At 39.5% G+C, this 17,667-nt stretch carries 16 protein-coding genes; all 16 read right to left on the reverse strand.

Annotated features, from left to right (window positions below; genetic code table 11):
- Positions 1–67 precede the first annotated feature (67 nt).
- Entirely contained in the window at positions 68–3,247 is a 3,180-nt protein-coding gene (gene carB, locus IYQ91_RS01225; protein ID WP_195672825.1) for a carbamoyl-phosphate synthase large subunit, read from the reverse strand.
- 28 nt (positions 3,248–3,275) lie between these two features.
- The gene (locus IYQ91_RS01230) at positions 3,276–4,364 is read right to left on the reverse strand and encodes a carbamoyl phosphate synthase small subunit (RefSeq protein WP_003042289.1); all 1,089 of its coding nucleotides are present in this window, start codon (positions 4,362–4,364) and stop codon (positions 3,276–3,278) included.
- Between the two features lie 38 nt (positions 4,365–4,402).
- A complete protein-coding gene (locus IYQ91_RS01235) occupies positions 4,403–5,326 on the reverse strand; it encodes an aspartate carbamoyltransferase catalytic subunit (protein WP_195672826.1) in 924 nt (307 codons plus the stop codon).
- Between the two features lie 58 nt (positions 5,327–5,384).
- Entirely contained in the window at positions 5,385–6,653 is a 1,269-nt protein-coding gene (locus tag IYQ91_RS01240; RefSeq protein WP_195672827.1) for a uracil-xanthine permease family protein, read from the reverse strand.
- Positions 6,654–6,657: 4 nt separating this feature from the next.
- Entirely contained in the window at positions 6,658–7,179 is a 522-nt protein-coding gene (gene pyrR, locus IYQ91_RS01245) for a bifunctional pyr operon transcriptional regulator/uracil phosphoribosyltransferase PyrR (RefSeq protein ID WP_003024846.1), read from the reverse strand.
- 280 nt (positions 7,180–7,459) lie between these two features.
- Positions 7,460–8,371: a DNA-binding protein WhiA gene (whiA, locus tag IYQ91_RS01250; RefSeq protein WP_195672828.1), complete on the reverse strand. Its 912-nt coding sequence runs from the start codon at positions 8,369–8,371 to the stop codon at positions 7,460–7,462.
- Complete coding sequence (locus IYQ91_RS01255) at positions 8,368–9,345, reverse strand: YvcK family protein (protein WP_003024850.1); 978 nt, start codon at positions 9,343–9,345, stop codon at positions 8,368–8,370. Before IYQ91_RS01255 ends, whiA begins: the two co-directional genes overlap by 4 nt.
- Positions 9,342–10,232, reverse strand: coding sequence for an RNase adapter RapZ (rapZ, locus tag IYQ91_RS01260; protein WP_195672829.1), 891 nt, complete (start codon positions 10,230–10,232; stop codon positions 9,342–9,344). The genes IYQ91_RS01255 and rapZ overlap by 4 nt, the downstream gene beginning before the upstream one ends.
- A gap of 152 nt (positions 10,233–10,384) precedes the next feature.
- Entirely contained in the window at positions 10,385–10,807 is a 423-nt protein-coding gene (ndk, locus tag IYQ91_RS01265) for a nucleoside-diphosphate kinase (RefSeq protein WP_003024857.1), read from the reverse strand.
- 78 nt (positions 10,808–10,885) lie between these two features.
- The gene (locus IYQ91_RS01270; RefSeq protein WP_049517679.1) at positions 10,886–11,836 is read right to left on the reverse strand and encodes a CPBP family intramembrane glutamic endopeptidase; all 951 of its coding nucleotides are present in this window, start codon (positions 11,834–11,836) and stop codon (positions 10,886–10,888) included.
- The gene (locus IYQ91_RS01275; protein ID WP_195672830.1) at positions 11,836–12,474 is read right to left on the reverse strand and encodes a TIGR01906 family membrane protein; all 639 of its coding nucleotides are present in this window, start codon (positions 12,472–12,474) and stop codon (positions 11,836–11,838) included. The genes IYQ91_RS01270 and IYQ91_RS01275 overlap by 1 nt, the downstream gene beginning before the upstream one ends.
- Positions 12,464–13,237 (reverse strand): TIGR01457 family HAD-type hydrolase, encoded by a 774-nt coding sequence (locus IYQ91_RS01280; RefSeq protein ID WP_195672831.1) that lies wholly within the window; start codon positions 13,235–13,237, stop codon positions 12,464–12,466. The genes IYQ91_RS01275 and IYQ91_RS01280 overlap by 11 nt, the downstream gene beginning before the upstream one ends.
- Before the next feature lie 22 nt (positions 13,238–13,259).
- Complete coding sequence (locus IYQ91_RS01285) at positions 13,260–13,991, reverse strand: acyl-[acyl-carrier-protein] thioesterase (RefSeq protein WP_003027992.1); 732 nt, start codon at positions 13,989–13,991, stop codon at positions 13,260–13,262.
- Between the two features lie 3 nt (positions 13,992–13,994).
- Positions 13,995–15,125 (reverse strand): radical SAM family heme chaperone HemW, encoded by a 1,131-nt coding sequence (hemW, locus tag IYQ91_RS01290; protein ID WP_195672832.1) that lies wholly within the window; start codon positions 15,123–15,125, stop codon positions 13,995–13,997.
- Between the two features lie 124 nt (positions 15,126–15,249).
- Positions 15,250–16,890 carry a hypothetical protein gene (locus tag IYQ91_RS01295; RefSeq protein WP_195672833.1) on the reverse strand — a complete coding sequence of 547 codons (1,641 nt, stop codon included), beginning with the start codon at positions 16,888–16,890 and terminating at the stop codon, positions 15,250–15,252.
- Positions 16,880–17,623: an ABC transporter ATP-binding protein gene (locus IYQ91_RS01300; protein WP_195672834.1), complete on the reverse strand. Its 744-nt coding sequence runs from the start codon at positions 17,621–17,623 to the stop codon at positions 16,880–16,882. The genes IYQ91_RS01295 and IYQ91_RS01300 overlap by 11 nt, the downstream gene beginning before the upstream one ends.
- Between the last annotated feature and the right edge of the window lie 44 nt (positions 17,624–17,667).

A 17,667-nucleotide genomic window follows, 5' to 3' on the forward strand; every position in this document is an offset into this window, starting at 1 on the left:
TAGATAAATAGATTTGTCAAGAGCTTTTAAAAAAAGAACTTAATATCATGACAAAAAGAATACCGCTCTAAATTGCTTCTGTCATAAAGCTACGACTTTCTAAAACCTTTAGCATGGCATCAGCTGTATCAAGTGCTGTAAATAGCGGCACTCCATGCTCAATGGCTGATTGACGGATAGCCTGACCGTGTTCATCTGCTGTTCGTTTCGTTCCGACTGTATTGATAATCGCCTGAACCTTACCTTTGCGAACAAAGGCAGGAATGTCATTACGATCATCTGTACCGATTTTTTCAACCAATTGCGCTTGAATATCATTTTCTTTAAAGAATTTAGCAGTACCTTCCGTGGCTAAAATACTGTAACCAATATTTGAGAAGCGACGTGCTAACGCCAATGCTTCTTCTTTAGTATCATCAGCAATGGTAAAAATGACATTACCAAAAGCAGGAAGGTGGAAATAAGATGCTTCAAAAGCTTTATAAAGCGCTTTTTCAAGAGTTGAATCAGTCCCCATGACTTCGCCTGTAGATTTCATCTCAGGTCCTAAAAGACTGTCAACCTTAGCTAACTTGGTGAAGGAAAAGACTGGAGCTTTAACATGAACATTTTGACTTTCTGGATAAAGACCGTCTTCATACCCTAGCTCCGCCAAAGTTTGACCTAAAATCAGTTGAGTTGCCACCTGTGCCATAGGAATATTTGTCACTTTCGACAAGAATGGCACCGTCCGGCTAGCACGAGGATTGACCTCAATGACATAAACCTTCTCATCTTTGATGACAAACTGAATGTTCATCATACCGATACAGTGAAGTCCGATAGCCAATTTCTTAGTATAATCGGCGATAGTCTGCTGCACTTGAACAGATAAGGTTTGCGGAGGATAAACAGCCATAGAATCACCTGAGTGAACTCCAGCCCGTTCAATATGCTCCATAATCCCTGGAATCAAGACCTGACGACCGTCTGAAATAGCATCTACCTCACATTCCTTACCGACAATGTAAGAGTCCACCAACACCGGATGATCAGGGCTAGCCTTGACAGCAGTTCGCATATAAGAACGAAGATCTGCTTCATTCTCGACAATCTCCATAGCCCGACCACCCAGAACGTAGGACGGACGAACCAAAACAGGAAAACCAATCTTACGAGCAGCTGCTACCGCTTCTTCTTCATTCGTCGCTGTCTGACCTGGTGGCTGCGGAATATTCAAATCCTTAAGAGCCTGTTCAAACAAATCACGATCTTCTGCACGGTCAAGATCAGCCACTTGAGTACCTAAAATTTTCACACCAGCTTTTGATAATGGTTCAGCTAGATTGATAGCGGTTTGTCCACCAAACTGAACGATAACTCCCTTAGGTTTTTCCAGTTCAATGACATTCATGACATCTTCAAAAGTCAAGGGTTCAAAGTAAAGCTTATCAGAAACCGAAAAATCTGTTGAGACCGTTTCAGGATTACTATTCATAATGATTGCTTCATAGCCAGTTGCTTGAATAGCCTTGACCGAGTGCACGGTCGCATAGTCAAATTCTACTCCTTGACCAATCCGAATAGGTCCAGAGCCTAGCACCAGAACAGATTCTTTGTCTGACTTGATTGATTCATTTTCCAAAGCATAAGTGGAATAAAAATATGGTGTGCTTGATTCAAACTCAGCTGCACAGGTGTCAACCATTTTATAGACTGGAAGAATCCGCTCTTCTTTACGAAATTGACGTATTTCTTCTGCTGTCATTTTCCAAAGCCGAGCTAATTTAGTATCTGCAAAGCCGTTTTGCTTAGCCTGTCTAAGCAGATTTGCATCTCCAATATGAGTCATTAACTTCTGCTCTAATTCATGGATGTGAAGTAATTTATCCAGAAAGAACAAATCAATCTTGGTTAGTTTTGCAATTTCTTCGATATCATAGCCACGGCGGATTGCTTCAGATATATAGAAAAGACGATCATCCTGAGCTTTGACGACCTTTTCCAGTAAATCATCATCTGCCACTAGATTTAGTTCTGGCATTTCATTATGATCAACACCAATTTCCAGAGAACGACAGGCTTTGAGCAAACTTTCTTCGATATTACGTCCAATAGCCATGACTTCTCCTGTTGCTTTCATTTGCGTTCCCAGATGACGTTCTCCATGTTCAAATTTATCAAAAGGAAAACGTGGAATTTTAGCTACAACATAATCCAGAGCCGGTTCAAACATGGCATAAGTTGTGCCTGTGACCGGATTAATAACCTCATCTAGCGTCAAGCCAATGGCGATTTTTGCAGCCAATTTAGCAATAGGGTAGCCTGTAGCTTTAGAAGCTAAGGCAGACGAACGAGACACGCGCGGATTGACTTCAATGACATAGTAATTAAAGCTATGTGGATCCAATGCCAATTGAACATTACAGCCGCCTTCGATTTTTAGAGCGCGAATAATTTTCAAGCTAGCATCCCGCAACATTTGATTTTCATAATCCGAAAGAGTTTGCGTTGGTGCAAAGACAATGGAATCGCCTGTGTGTACACCGACTGGATCAAAGTTTTCCATATTGCAGACCACCAAAGCATTGTCAGCCGCATCACGCATAACTTCGTACTCAATTTCTTTGAAACCAGCAATAGAGCGCTCAATCAAACACTGAGTCACGGGAGATAATTTCAGACCATTCTCTGCAATCTCTCGCAATTCTTCCTCATTGGCACACATTCCGCCGCCAGTTCCCCCTAAGGTAAAGGCTGGGCGAACAATGACTGGGTAGCCTATTTTCGCTGCAAACTCCATTGCTTCTTCAACTGTATTTACAATTTCAGATTCCGGAATAGGCTGTTTCAGCTCTTCCATGAGCTGCTTGAATAAATCACGATCCTCAGCTTGGTCAATAGCCGACAGCTTGGTTCCCAAAAGTTCGACACCCAGTTCATCCAAGATGCCTTCTTTAGATAATTCCATTGCCATATTGAGACCTGTTTGCCCACCCAAAGTCGGTAGAAGTGCATCTGGTCGCTCTTTCCGTAAAATTCTGGTGACAAATTCCAGCGTGATTGGCTCAATATAAACCTTATCAGCAATTTCCTTGTCTGTCATAATGGTTGCAGGATTGGAATTAACTAAAACGACCGTGTAGCCCTCTTCTTTCAAAGACAAGCAAGCCTGCGTTCCTGCATAATCAAACTCAGCAGCCTGTCCAATGACAATGGGACCAGAGCCAATCACCATAATTTTCTGAATATCTGTACGTTTTGGCATGTTTTTCTCCTATTTCCTAATCCATTGATTACAATGAACTATGCTGTTGTTTAAAAGCATCAATCATTTCCATAAACTCATCAAAGAGATAACTGGCATCATGTGGCCCTGGTGCAGCATCAGGATGAAATTGCACTGAAAAAGCAGGGAAAAACCGATGCCGCACACCTTCAATAGACTTATCGTTGATTTCCTCATGTGTAATCAACAACTCGCTCGGAAAATTTTCCCGACTAACAGCATAACCATGATTTTGGCTGGTAAAATCAATCCGCCCTGTCGCAATCTCTCTGACAGCATGATTAAAACCACGGTGACCAAATTTCATTTTATAGGTCTGAGCTCCATTTGCCTTACTAAAAAGTTGATGTCCCATGCAGATACCAAAAAGAGGAATTTTACCTTGAATCCCTCGAATCATGTCTAGCACTTGCGGTACATCATCTGGATTACCTGGACCGTTGGATAACATGACACCGTCAGGGTGAAGGTGGAGAATATCTGCTGCACTTGTGTCATAAGGCACAACCGTCACATTACAATTGCGTGCCGCCAATTCACGAAGAATCGAATGTTTCAATCCAAAATCAACTAACACAATACTAGGACCTGAACCCGGTGCTGGATATGGCGTTTTCGTTGAGACTTGTTTGATATTGTCAGTCGGCAAAACGGTCGCCTTCAACTGATCTTGCAGATGCACCATTTGGTCGCCTACATTGGCTATTGTTGCTTTCATCGTTCCATGCTGCCGAATGATTTTCGTCAATGCCCGCGTATCAATACCAGCAATTCCTGGAATTTTCTTGACCTTTAAAAACTCGTCTAGGGTCATCTGATTGCGCCAATTGCTTGCCCTTCGTGCCCACTCATAAACAACCACCCCTTTACAAGTAGGAGTGATCGATTCGTAGTCATCACGGTTAATTCCATAATTTCCGATTAACGGGTAGGTAAAGGTCAAAATTTGCCCATTGTATGATTGATCTGTAATAGATTCTTGATAACCGGTCATACCTGTATTAAAGACGATTTCTCCGGTCACATCCATATCAGCCCCGAATGCCTCTCCTTCAAATACTGTCCCATCTTCCAGAATTAACAAGCGTTTTTCCATTTTCCCCTCCGTTTGTTCTTACAGCAATACCTTAGTGTCTATTGCTCTTTTCGTCCATTTAAAACAGACTCAATAATTGCCATACGGACAAATACACCATTTGTCATTTGCTCTACAATCCGCGATTTTGGAGCTTCTACCAGATGATCTGCAATTTCAACATCGCGATTGACTGGAGCTGGATGCATGATGATGGCTGTATCCTTCAGTCTGTCATATCGTTCCTGAGTTAAGCCGTGCAATCTATGATAATTTTCTTTTGAAAAGAGTGAATTGTCATCATGACGCTCGTGCTGCACGCGCAGAAGCATTAAGACATCCACTTGGTCAACGACTTCATCAAGTGTGACAAATTGCCCATAATCTGCAAATTCTTCACTTCTCCATACCTCTGGACCTGCAAAATAAAGTTCTGCACCCAGACGCTTCAAGATTTGCATATTTGACTTGGCCACGCGCGAGTGATCTAAGTCGCCTGCAATCGCAATCTTCAAGCCGTCAAAATGCCCAAACTCTTGATAAATGGTCATCAAATCTAGCAAACTTTGACTCGGATGTTGTCCAGAGCCATCACCACCATTCACAATTGAAGTTGTAATCGTTGGACTTTCGACTAATTCCTTGTAATAGTCCACTTCTGGATGACGAATGACACAGACATCCACTCCGAGCGCTGACATGGTTAAAATCGTATCATATAAGGTCTCTCCTTTGTTGATAGAGCTGGTCTTTGAATCAAAATCCAACAGGTCACAACCTAGCTTTAATTCCGCTACTTCAAAGGCTTTATGTGTTCGCGTAGAGGGCTCAAAGAAGAGATTAGCGATAATATGCTGTTCATCATAATGAGCTTTTGCTCCATTTTTAAATTCAATGCCACGTTTGATTAAACTTAAGACTTCCTCATTGGTAAGAGTTTCCATAGAGACAACGTTTTTAAGAGCGATTTGATTAGATGACATGGTGTATTTCTCCTTTTATTAGATACGGCGTTTCTTTCAATAAAATTAAGAATTCAAACTAATTTTTAGGTTCAGGCAAGATAAGATAGAGCACAATTCCAAGAACCGTTGACAAGGCGACCCCTGAAATTTGCAGACCTGAAAGTTGAAGCGTTAATCCTCCAATCCCAGCGACTAAGATCACACTAGCAATCAACAGATTTTTCTTATTGTCAAAGTCCGTTTGCTTTTCAATTAAAATTTTCAAACCACTAGAAGCGATGACTCCAAAGAGCGCAATAGAAATACCGCCTAGAACTGGAGTTGGAATGGATTGTAAGAGTGCCGATACTTTTCCGACAAAACTCATCACAATCGCAAGTACTGCTGCACCTGCAATAACATAAACGCTATAGATTTTATTGAGAGCCATCACACCGATATTTTCACCGTAACTCGTTACTGGTGGCGCACCGAAAATCCCAGCGATAACTTGTGCAAGACCATCTCCGGCAAGAGTTTTATCCAATCCTGGGTCTTTAAAGAAATCTTTTCCGGTCAAGCTATTCAATACCATAACATGACCAAAGTGCTCTGTCATAGTTACAAATGCAATTGGAGCCATTGTTAAAATCGCACTTGGATAAAATTTTACATTATAGTCTAAGAAAGGAAGGTGCATAGGTGGGACATGGAACCATGAAGCTTGAGAGACTTTTGCAAAGGAAATAATTTCTTCTCCTGTTACCATTCCAAGAATGAGCGCGAAGACATATCCGACAATCAAGCCTAACAGCACCGGAATAATTCCAACAATCTTTTTACCATAGATATTAAAGAGGATGACTGCAAAGAGAGTGACAATTCCAATGATGAAATAAGTTAAATTGTATTTACCGTCTTTTAGCATGACATCATTTACAGCTGTGCTTGCTAGGCTTAGTCCGATGACCATAATGATTGGTCCTACCACAACTGGCGGCAAAATCTTATCAATCCAAGCATTCCCAGCGAACTTCACAATAAGAGCTACAATGAAGTAAACCAAACCACCTGTAATGGCACCTTGAGCGACTGCTGCGATACCGTCTGTTTTCATCAACATTTGCATAGCTGCAATATAAGCGAAACTAGACCCCATATAAGCTGGCACTTTGTACTTGGTAACTGTTAAATGCGCTAAGGTTCCTAGACCGCTTGAAAACAAGGCAACTGCTGGGTCAATTCCAACCAGAATTGGAACAAGAACCGTTGCCCCAAACATGGCAAACAAATGCTGAAAGGATAATCCTACAAGCAAACCAGGTTTTGGCATATCGTGTACATCATATTTCACATCTTGACTCATTTTCTTATAACTCCTCCGCAATCAAGACACGGTCTTGACCATCCTGTTCTATCATTTCCACAATAATTTCTTCTGTTCGACTAGTTGGAATGTTTTTGCCCACATAATCTGCTCGAATCGGCAACTCACGATGCCCACGGTCTACTAAAACAGCCAAGCTCACGCGTGATGGACGTCCCAAGCTAACTAGATTATCAATAGCAGCACGAATGGTGCGTCCTGTATAGAGGACATCATCTACCAAGATGACTTCGCGGTCTGTAATATCAACAGGAACATGTGTTGTATCTTCTTCCACTTTAAAATCATCGCGGAATGGTTTGGTATCCAACTCACCGATGGGTACATCAATCTTTTCAAGTTGCGCTAATCGTTCTTGAATCCGCTGTGCAATGTAAACACCCCGTGTTTTTATACCAATTAAGACAATCTTGTCTAGCTCTTTGTTGCGCTCAATGATTTCATAAGTGATCCGTGTAATGGCACGTTTCATTGTCAAACCATCAACAACTTCTTTTGTTTTCATGGAAAACCTCCTGTATAAAAAGTTAAAAGAAAAAGTCTCCTTCACAAGGAGACTTCAGAAAATCTAGGTAAGCATAGAGAAACTGCTAACAGCCTCACTGTACTATACCATCTTATACTTTGACTCCTTGTCTGCCTCACGGGACAGATTTAAAGGATTATTTAATTTTTATTACTATATCACACTTTTTGAAAATCTTCAAGAGAAAACCGTAAAGTTTTAATGGAAATTCTCAAATTGATTCCGACTATAATATATAAGCCACATTTCTTTGCATTTTCTACAACTCATTTGCGATTTTATTGATTTTCCTCAAGCGATGATTGACACCACTTTTCGTCAAAGGCTTACTAAGACTTTCTGCCAACTGCTGGATAGAATAATCCGGATGATTGACACGCAGATAAGCTACCTCTTGCAAATCAACCGGCAAACTTTCTAAACCAACTGTGTCAATGATTTTGCTAATGTTGTGAATGGTTTTCATGCTAGCTGTCACCGTTCGAGCAATATTCGCTGTTTCTGCATTATTCGTCCGATTCAGATCATTTCTAGCCTCCCGCAAAAGTTTGACCGACTCAAACTCAGTCATCGCTTCCATAGCCCCAATCACAATCAAAAAGTCCATAATGTCCTCAGCTCGCTGCAGATAGGTTACTGAGCCTTTTTTGCGCTCAATTGTCTTGGCGTCCAATAAAAACTTTCGCATCAAAGCTGCTAAATCCTCCGCATGGTCAAAATAGACCGACAAGATTTCCAGCTGATATTTCCCAGAATCTGGATCACGCATACTGCCCGTTGATAAAAATGCTCCTCGTAAATACGATCGGCTAGCCTCATCATCTGATAAAATAGCTTGATCAATACCTGCTTCAATTCTAAAAAAAGAGTCTGCCAAGTGCAAATCAGCTAAAATTTGTTCCACACCTTCATCTAAAAAAACAGTATAAACACGGTTTTTCCGAAGATTCGCTTTTTGATGATGACGAATATCCGATTTGACTTGATAAAAAGCTGCCAACAATTCATAAATGTGACGAGCGATTTTTGCATTTTCTGTCGTAACAGATAATGTTAAGCCTTGACTAGAAATTCCTAAACTGCCTGACATCTTAATGATAGCCGATAATTCCATTTTATCTTTTTTGCCTAGGCCAAGCAGTTCTTCTTTCACTTTAATGGTAAAACTCATTTGCGCACCTGTATAATCTGCATAAGTTCATCGACGACTGATTCACCATCATGAAAAGCTCCGCCATTTTCCAAGCGAAGAAAATTAGACGAAATGACACGAGGTACTTGCTCTTTCAAACCTTTAAAATCATGCTCAACCTGCACCAAATACTCATCAAATTTATTAGAATTCATATACTCTTGAGGAACTTCCTCAATATTCACCAAAACAGTATCAATAAATCGTTTTCCTAAATGTCGATGCAAAACGGCTACATGGTCACTATCTGTAAAATGCTCGGTTTCACCACGCTGGGTCATAATATTGCAGACATAAGCGATTTCCGCCTTTGTTTCTAAAAGAGCTTGTCCAATTTCTTCAATCATCATATTGGGTAAGATAGAGGTAAACAATGACCCTGGTCCCAAAACAACCATATCACTTTCTAAAATCGTCTCTACCACTTTGCGACTAGCCACCGGCTTCTGGTCATTATAGGTATTGGTGACATAAACTCGTTCAATCATACCTTGGTGTTCTGCGAGATGACTTTCTCCAGCGACTTCGCTTCCATCAGTAAATACAGCATGAAGCGTTAAAGGTATATCACAAGACGGATAAATTTTGCCAGTTGTGTGGAAAAACTTAGTCAGTAGCTGCATAGCGTTGTAAGTCGACCCTTGCATTTCTGAAATACCTGCAATAATCAAGTTCCCAAGTGGATGTCCAGCTAAAGCACCGTCTTCAGCTGCAAAGCGATATTGAAAAACTTTTTCATAAAAGCGCGGCATGTCCGATAAAGCCACCAAAACATTTCGCAAATCACCGGGCGGTGTCAATTGTTGAATGTTTTTTCGCAATTCCCCCGAACTTCCTCCGTCATCAGCGACCGTCACAATAGCAGCAATGTCTACATCTTTCTTACGTAAACTGTCCAAAATGACCGAAATTCCGGTTCCACCACCAATAACAGCAATCTTCGGTCTCCTCATGAACGATTCACCGTTTCCTTTCTGCGGTCTTTGTCTCGATGTGATGAATGAACGGTCCATTCGCTTGCCAAATCATCTGCTAGACGTTGTGCAAAAGCCACACTTCTGTGTTGACCGCCTGTACAACCAACCGCAATTGTTAAAACAGATTTCCCCTCTTTTTTATAGCCGGGTAAAATCGGTTTGATAAGAGCCACTAAGTGCTGATAAAATTCTTCTGACTCCGTATGATTCATCACATAATCATAAACGGGTTTGTCAAGCCCTGTTTGATTGCGAAGTTCTGGTTGGTAATATGGATTTGGTAAAAAACGTACATCAAAAACAAGGTCGGCATCTAGCGGAAGACCATATTTAAAGCCAAAACTCACCACTTCAATGCGAAACGATTGAAGTTTTGTCTGATCTGAAAAATGCTCAGAAATGGTTTTACGCAATCCGCGCGGTGTTAATTCGGTCGTATCTACCACGTTTTGACTCATGTTTTTCAACGGTGCTAGTAACTCACGTTCTAGCTTGATACCGTCTAAAATACGACCGTCTGTTGCTAAGGGGTGGCTACGCCGCGTTTCCTTGTAACGTGCAACTAATTCTGTATCTGCCGCATCTAAAAACAAAATCTTAAAATCAAGTCCAGCGTTACTTTCAATCTCATCTAGAACTTTCTGAATCTCAGAAAAGAAGGAACGACTACGCATATCTACAACCATAGCAATCTTGTCATTGTCTTGCGTTGTTTCGATTAACTGCAAAAATTTAGGAACAAGTGTAGGAGGCATATTATCAATTGTAAAATAACCTAAATCCTCAAAAGACTGGATGGCCACGGTCTTTCCCGCTCCACTCATCCCCGTTACAATTACTAAATGAATTTTTTTATCTGACATATCTCCTCCTTGATAAAACAATTAATTTTCAGTATATTAAAACATTTCCAATTCCTTTTTATTATAACACACCCAGTACAATTCGGATAGTAAAAAAAGAGAGAACAAAAGCAATGGCTATCTGTACTCTCTCGAATTTATACTACTATGTTTTAATGATTACCAAACCAAAGCGCAATTTCCCGTTTGGCAGACTCTTCAGAATCTGAACCATGAACAACATTTCGAATCGTTTCACCAGCTTCAGCTGCTTGTGCAAAATCTCCGCGAATAGTTCCTGGTAGAGCTTCTTCCGGACGAGTAGCGCCCATCATGTGACGCCAACCTGAAATCACTTGGCTTCCCGATAAAACACCGATAATCACAGGCCCGCTTGTCATATAATCACGGATTGAGGGATAAAAATCTTTCGTTAATAGGGCTTCATAATGCTGATCAATTAACTCATTTGAAACATTGGTTCTCATTTCCAAACGTTCGATTTTGTAACCACGTTGTTCTACGCGCTTCAGTACTTCTCCAACCAAGCCACGTTTTACACCGTCTGGTTTTATAATAAAAAATGTTTGTTCCATGATTGATACGCTCCTCTTTTGTTACCTTTATTTTATCATAAATGAAAGAAAGTTGAAAGTCCTTTCAAAAATCTTCTTTCACAAATGACTTATCAAGGTCAAAGATGTTAAAAACATGAAGATTGTAAAAATCCAGAACCAAACAGAACGAAAAGCTTGCCTATAGGCCCCTGGAAATGAACGATTTTCTTGTACATACATTTTTATGTCTGCTTTGTTTTTAATCAGGAAAATTACTGCGACACTTGCACCGACTAGCAGGATAAATAAGTGTAAGAGACCACCTATATCGTCCGGCAAAAACGAATACAAATAAGTTAAACCATCTCCGATGACCAAGTTATTAAAAACGTGGAAAACCATTGCCCAGAGAATTGAATACTCCAAGGTCACATAAGAGAAGATAATTCCAACAAAAGCTGCAAAAAAGAACTGCGGGATATTTCCATGAAATAAACCAAATATGAGGGAAGACATCAAAATCGCAAAGACTTTTCCATATTTTTCAAATGTTCGTAAGCCTGCCCCGCGAAAAATCAATTCTTCTGAAACAGGACCGAAAAAACCTGCATACAAAAACATCGTTACACTATCTGAGCCCGCGGAAGCTGATTCAATGGCTTTAAATAAGCTAAATCCAAAGATATTCAATACTGCCTCAAATATTTGATTAAAGAGTACAAAACCTAATTGACCCAGAAGTAAGAATGATAAAACTATTCCAAACGTTTTGGGAGTCATGACCCTTTTCTGCGTTCGTAAATCAGACTTAAATAATTTTCCGTCCCGATACAACCAAAAGATAAATACTCCTGCACAAACAGCAATTAGATAATAGCTGCCATCGCGTGACATAAAACTTTCCGTTGCTTTTTGGATTCTCTCAAGATTTCCGGGATAACGAATCGCTTGAAACAAGGTTACAATCGTCTGATAGATTAAGCTAATCATTGTCATGACGAAGACATAAATCAGACACAAAGCAGAAAATAAACTAACATCTTTTCGCACTTGCTGATTGGCTGACATCATTTTTCCTCCTTCTTCAAATAGATTTTTCGACTCCACAGGTATAACCCCACAGCAAAGCCTTCATAAAGAATAAAAAACAAAAGAAAGGCGTGGAGGAAAAATTCTTCTGGTAATATCCAAATAACAGGATCTTTAGCAGAGTCAAATAACCAAGTTTTATCCCCAACAAATAAAATCTGGTGAAAGAGAGTGAAAAACGCATCAAAGCCAATCCCCAGCGCCACACCAGCAATTACAATAGGCAACCAAATAATAGCTAAAATCGCCTTTGAAAAGACAGATAGATATCTTTTTTTTATAATGTTTTTTACAAACAAACAAACCGCTGGTAAGGTTGCTAGAAAAGCAACTTGCGCCAGATGAAAAAGATATTTCACGACTTGAAAATGGTGCAGACCTGCTGCTGATGAGCGAAAATCAGGCATGGAGAGCTTTTGCTGAAATGGATTGGTTAAGTAATTCATCAAAACATTGAAATTATACTGAATGGTTGCAGATTTGAGGTAAACTTGATTTTCTAAATGCAACCAAGAAATTTCCAAAGGATAAAACAGCCAAGTCAGATAAATGGTCAACAAAATAGCCACTGCTAAAAAGCAGAGCATACTCAGCCAAAAGGTCAGTTTAGTGCGCATCAAAATCCCACTCCGCTAGGCTAGAAAGTACATAATCTGGTTGGATTGACAAGCCTGGCACTTCTTCTGGTTTCGTAAAGCCAGTTGTCACCAGAAGCGTAGGGATACCATTGTCAATCCCAGCCCGAATGTCCGTCAGGTAATTATCCCCAACCATTATCACTTCTTGCCGCGGTAGTCCTAGATGCTCAACCGCCTTTTCCATGATAATTGCATTTGGCTTCCCGATATAAACAGGTTTCACACGAGTTGCTACTTCAATGAGAGTAATAATCGATCCTGCTCCAGGCATGAGACCGCGCTCCGTTGGAATATTAAGATCTGGATTGGTTCCTACGAAATGAGCTCCCTTTTGAATAGCTAACGTAGCAATTGACAATTTTTCATAGTCCACTTCCCAATCCAATCCCACGACTACATAATCTGGATTATCCGTATCTTCGATATAGCCAGCTTCTGCAATGGCTTGCTTAAGTCCGACATCACCGATAACATAGACTTTCTTGCCTAGATTTTTATCATTTAAGTAGTCAACCGTTGCTAAAGTCGCTGTATAAATCGTTTCAATCGGCGTTTCAACATTGAATTGTTCCGCTAGCATTGTTTGAACAGTCTCAGGAGTACGTGTTGTATTATTTGTCACAAATAAATATGGAATATTACGCCGCTGCAATTCATGGATAAAAGCTTCTCCCGCTGGGATTCGGTCTTTTCCTTTATAAATCGTTCCATCTAAATCAATTAAATATCCTTTGTAGGTCATACTTCTCTTTCTATTGTTTCTCTTATGAAATTTCTTGCCAAGTTACCATAGCTTGTGCATTGGTATCACCATCGCTGGAAATCTGATGATTGCTCTCTAATCCATTCAAATCATAGCTAGAGGTAATCTGCCCACCAGGTCGCACTTCCTTGACATACTTGAGGTGAACTTTTTTGGGAACGTGTTTCATGAGAAAATCAGCACCCATAACTTCAAAAATCCAGTCCAGATACTTGCTGTTGTTGACATGACCATTCATGTCTAAATCATAAAACCGAACATGATAATCTTTACTGGTCGAATCTTTCAGTTCTGGATATTTTGGTCCACGAATCAACTTTTTAGAAAATTCTGCCTCGTAAGGCGCAACAATCTTTGGCTCTACAGCGTGCACTTTTCGACTGTCTCTGTCCATAAGGACAAAGGTAGCCATCATTTCAATCACAGCAACATCATTTTCATCAAAAACGGTAAAACGACGATAACAAAAGAGACGATTATAGGAAAGTGCTTCTGTTTCAATCGTCATTTCTTCACCAAATTTAGGCAGCCGTACCACATCGATATCATAGTCAGTAATAATCCAGACCAGATTGTATTTCTCCAGCATATCCTTGTCGCTAATCCCCAAATCAATGGATTGCAAACCTGATACCTGTAAGGACAGCAAAATAACATCAGGCAACTTGATATGACCGTTCATATCCGCCATGTCAAACGGAATTTTCATTTTCATTTGATAAGTTAAACCCATAATTTACTCCAATATAAATTTCTCTGCGACCGTATCACCTAAAAAAAGACCCTTTTTAGTCATACGGACGATTTCTTTATCAGGAACTAAGAGTCCTTGCTCAGTCAATTCTGTTACTACATGACCATACTGCTGCTCAAAAGAAATACCAAATTTTTCTTCAAAACGCTTTTTAGAAACACCTGACTTCTTACGCAAGCCCAGAAACATCTCCTCTTCCATCATCTCTTGCTTACTCAGATGTTCCTCACTCACACGAGCATTGCCCTTTTCAACTGCCTCTAAGTAATGACGAATCGGACCATGATTTTTGTAGCGAACCCCATTGACATAGCCGGAAGCTCCAGCCCCAATACCAAAGTATTCTGCATTGTCCCAGTACATGAGATTGTGTCGACTCTCAAAGCCTGGCTTAGAAAAGTTGGAAATCTCATAGTGTTCAAACCCAGCCTTTTCCAACTCCTCAATGATATACTCAAACATCTCCGCTTCCAAGTCTTCTTTAGGCAAAGGCAGCTTTCCTCGCCTCATCCGATTCATAAAAACCGTGTGATTTTCTAGAATTAAGCTGTAAAGACTCATATGAGGGATGTCTAGTGCAATAGCCTTGGCTACATTTTCCCGCACGTTGTCCATGGTCTGCTTGGGTAATGCGTAGATCAAGTCAATAGAGATATTGTCAAACCCAGCTTGCTTCAGATTGGTGATATTTTCATAAATATCTTTCTCTAAATGGCTGCGCCCAATTTGCTTGAGCATGTGATTATCAAAAGTTTGCACACCTAGAGATACTCGGTTAACAGCCGAAGCCTTTAAAACAGCAATCTTATCTGGATCCAAATCACCTGGATTGGTCTCAATCGTCAACTCTTCTAAACATGATAAATCCAAACTTTTCGTCAGCTCTGCTAACAGAAACTCCATCTGCTGCGCTGAAAGAGCTGTCGGTGTCCCACCGCCAATATAGAGCGTCCGCAACTTTTTTATATCATAAGCTCTATACTCCTGAATCAAATGCTCTAAGTAAGCATCAACAGGCTGATTTTTGATAAAAACTTTGGAAAAGTCACAATAATAACAAATTTGAGTACAAAACGGAATGTGTACATAAGCAGAAGTTGGTTTGGTGTACATAGTATTTATTATAGCATAAATTTAGTATATAGATGTTTCAAAGCGCACATAAAAATTTATAGACTCTTATCAATATATTCTTGCTAAGCAATAAAAACATAGTAAGTATTCAAAAACTTTCAGCTTAATTTTCTACTTCAGCTTGAACTTTTTTCAAATAATGATTTGTCAGTAAAAATGCCATCATTGCAAGAGCAATCAGAAAAGTACCCGCTAACAAATAGCCCACTAAATCTGGTGATACCAAAATGAAATAAGCGCTCACTGCAATAATGATTATGTAAATAATCATAGCAACAATGCCCAAAATCATCTTTAGTGAATTATTTTCACGATTAAATAATTCCGTCACATTCGACCAGTTAGTAACTTGTAGGCGTTTATCACGATGATATCCCCAAGCACTCCATGCTAGACAAGTCAATAACCAAGCGATTAGCATCAATAGAATAGCAATAGGTTGTACACCAACCACAAATGAAAAGATTGCTAACAAAATGAATGGCAAAATGGATTGAATGACAAATAAATTCCAAAACTTAAATTTAAGATAACGTGCCATATCAAAGGGTAATACTTTCAAATAATCATAATTTTCACGTTCAAGTGAAATGCCAATTCCTGTTAAATTTGCTCCACCTGTATTTAAACTTGCTACAAATGTTGCTATCAACATCAGTGGAAAAGCAAATCTTGTTGTCAAATAAGGAGAAATCATTTCACTATTCTGCATAAAACTAGCCATTAACGGAATTAGAATAAAGTAAGGTAACACACTAGGCATCAAAAGAGTTTGTAATAAGACGGAGCCATCACTGATTAGGTTTAATTGATAGCGCAACACAAACTGCGGAAAGTTCCTAAGTCCATTCATCTTGAAAATTTTCGTTCGTTTTTGTCTATTGACCGTTGCTGTTGTAGTCATTGCAGCTTCATAAAATTCTGGTAAAACCTTTCGCTTAACAATTATAAATAATATAACAGCTACGACTACCCAAGCTCCCATTCCCAGCAAAGAATTCAAAGCAAAAGGTTGCATACTGAAAGCATGAAAAATCGTCATTGGCGGAAAATAAGCAGGTTGATCTTGCAATATTGCGTTTTTAACGTTAGAGTTATTTTGCAAATTCACCAATAAAATCGCACCAAAAGCCATTATTGTAGCAAGAGCCAGTAAAATATTAGAGGCAAGCTTTTTATATTTCCTAAAAATAGTTGTTTTCGTAATAAAATGAACACCAACCAAAAGAAGGAAAATAAGTGTCGAAAACAGTACTCCTAAAGAAATAAGCAGAATAGGGATTGCAAGCCAGATTGGTTGACCCGATTGCATTTGCAAACCAATAAAGTAAATAACAATGGGAAACACTCCCATTAAAGTAGTTAAAAGAACAGAAAATCCTTTCCCAACCATAATTTCGCTCTCACTAAAGGCATAAGGTCGGTAAGCTTGCAAGTCTTTACTTTCATAAAAAACATTGTAAAAGGAAAGAAATCCCTGTGCAAAGATGAAAAGATAAAAGACGCTGACAAAATTCGAAAATAGCCCTGGATTTTGAGCAAGCGGTAAAAAAGCACCCTGTACACCAAATATACAAGCATACAAAATTCCAGCGTAGAGATAGTTCATCACTAGATTTCTAGCAACATTTCCTTTTTTCTTTGGATTTTTTTGCTGTTTTTTACGATAACTAGAAAGCCTAGTTGATTGCGTCGTATAAATGATATTTGCATGAATGAGGGAGCGAATCGCTTTAAGACGCATCAGGACTCACCTCTTCTCTACGACCAGCCAAACTGAGGTAAATACTTTCTAAGGATTTTTCAGGATGTTGACCTTTCAATTCCTCAATCGTACCGTAAAACAACAATTCTCCCTTTTTGAGAATGGCAATACGGTCACACAATTGCTCTGCCACTTCTAAAACATGGGTTGAGAACAAAACAGTATTTCCTTTATCTGCATGCTCTCGCATCATTTGTTTGAGGTCAAAAGCCGCCTGCGGATCCAAACCAGTTAAAGGCTCATCCAACACCCAGATATCTGGATCAGACAAAAGAGCACCAATGACAAATACTTTTTGTCGCATTCCATGTGAAAACGATTCAATAACTTCATAGCGATGAGCTGTAAAATCAAATAATTCCAGTAGCTTCGATAAACGTTTCTCACAATCTGAAGGACTCATATCATAAGAAGTTCCAACCAATTCCCAGAATTCATTTGCTGTCAGACGTAAGAATAAATCCGGCGAATCAGCTACATAACCAATTTTCTTCTTGATTGCCAACCGATTAGCCGCTAATTCCTTGCCATCCACAAAAATCTGACCATGCGTTGGATTAATCACACTAACCAATGATTTGATCGTTGTTGATTTTCCAGCACCATTGTGTCCAATTAATCCTATAATTTCTCCACTCTGAAGCGTTAAATTCAGATGATTCAACGCTATCTTGTCATCGTACACTTTTGTAACATCATTAAATTCAATCATAAATTCTCCTATCTATTGAATGTTTTCAGCATGATACAAATAAA

Origin of the sequence: Streptococcus sp. HF-2466, from assembly GCF_015594645.1 — a bacterium.
In the GTDB taxonomy this organism is placed as follows: domain Bacteria; phylum Bacillota; class Bacilli; order Lactobacillales; family Streptococcaceae; genus Streptococcus; species Streptococcus anginosus.

What these genes read in the sequence shown, in the direction of transcription:
- carB (WP_195672825.1), bottom strand. Translation starts at nt 3,247, where the DNA reads ATGCCAAAACGTACAGATATTCAGAAAATTATGGTGATTGGCTCTGGT.
- IYQ91_RS01230 (WP_003042289.1), bottom strand. Translation starts at nt 4,364, where the DNA reads ATGGAAAAACGCTTGTTAATTCTGGAAGATGGGACAGTATTTGAAGGA.
- IYQ91_RS01235 (WP_195672826.1), bottom strand. Translation starts at nt 5,326, where the DNA reads ATGTCATCTAATCAAATCGCTCTTAAAAACGTTGTCTCTATGGAAACT.
- IYQ91_RS01240 (WP_195672827.1), bottom strand. Translation starts at nt 6,653, where the DNA reads ATGAGTCAAGATGTGAAATATGATGTACACGATATGCCAAAACCTGGT.
- pyrR (WP_003024846.1), bottom strand. Translation starts at nt 7,179, where the DNA reads ATGAAAACAAAAGAAGTTGTTGATGGTTTGACAATGAAACGTGCCATT.
- whiA (WP_195672828.1), bottom strand. Translation starts at nt 8,371, where the DNA reads ATGAGTTTTACCATTAAAGTGAAAGAAGAACTGCTTGGCCTAGGCAAA.
- IYQ91_RS01255 (WP_003024850.1), bottom strand. Translation starts at nt 9,345, where the DNA reads ATGAGGAGACCGAAGATTGCTGTTATTGGTGGTGGAACCGGAATTTCG.
- rapZ (WP_195672829.1), bottom strand. Translation starts at nt 10,232, where the DNA reads ATGTCAGATAAAAAAATTCATTTAGTAATTGTAACGGGGATGAGTGGA.
- ndk (WP_003024857.1), bottom strand. Translation starts at nt 10,807, where the DNA reads ATGGAACAAACATTTTTTATTATAAAACCAGACGGTGTAAAACGTGGC.
- IYQ91_RS01270 (WP_049517679.1), bottom strand. Translation starts at nt 11,836, where the DNA reads ATGTCAGCCAATCAGCAAGTGCGAAAAGATGTTAGTTTATTTTCTGCT.
- IYQ91_RS01275 (WP_195672830.1), bottom strand. Translation starts at nt 12,474, where the DNA reads ATGCGCACTAAACTGACCTTTTGGCTGAGTATGCTCTGCTTTTTAGCA.
- IYQ91_RS01280 (WP_195672831.1), bottom strand. Translation starts at nt 13,237, where the DNA reads ATGACCTACAAAGGATATTTAATTGATTTAGATGGAACGATTTATAAA.
- IYQ91_RS01285 (WP_003027992.1), bottom strand. Translation starts at nt 13,991, where the DNA reads ATGGGTTTAACTTATCAAATGAAAATGAAAATTCCGTTTGACATGGCG.
- hemW (WP_195672832.1), bottom strand. Translation starts at nt 15,125, where the DNA reads ATGTACACCAAACCAACTTCTGCTTATGTACACATTCCGTTTTGTACT.
- IYQ91_RS01295 (WP_195672833.1), bottom strand. Translation starts at nt 16,890, where the DNA reads ATGCGTCTTAAAGCGATTCGCTCCCTCATTCATGCAAATATCATTTAT.
- IYQ91_RS01300 (WP_195672834.1), bottom strand. Translation starts at nt 17,623, where the DNA reads ATGATTGAATTTAATGATGTTACAAAAGTGTACGATGACAAGATAGCG.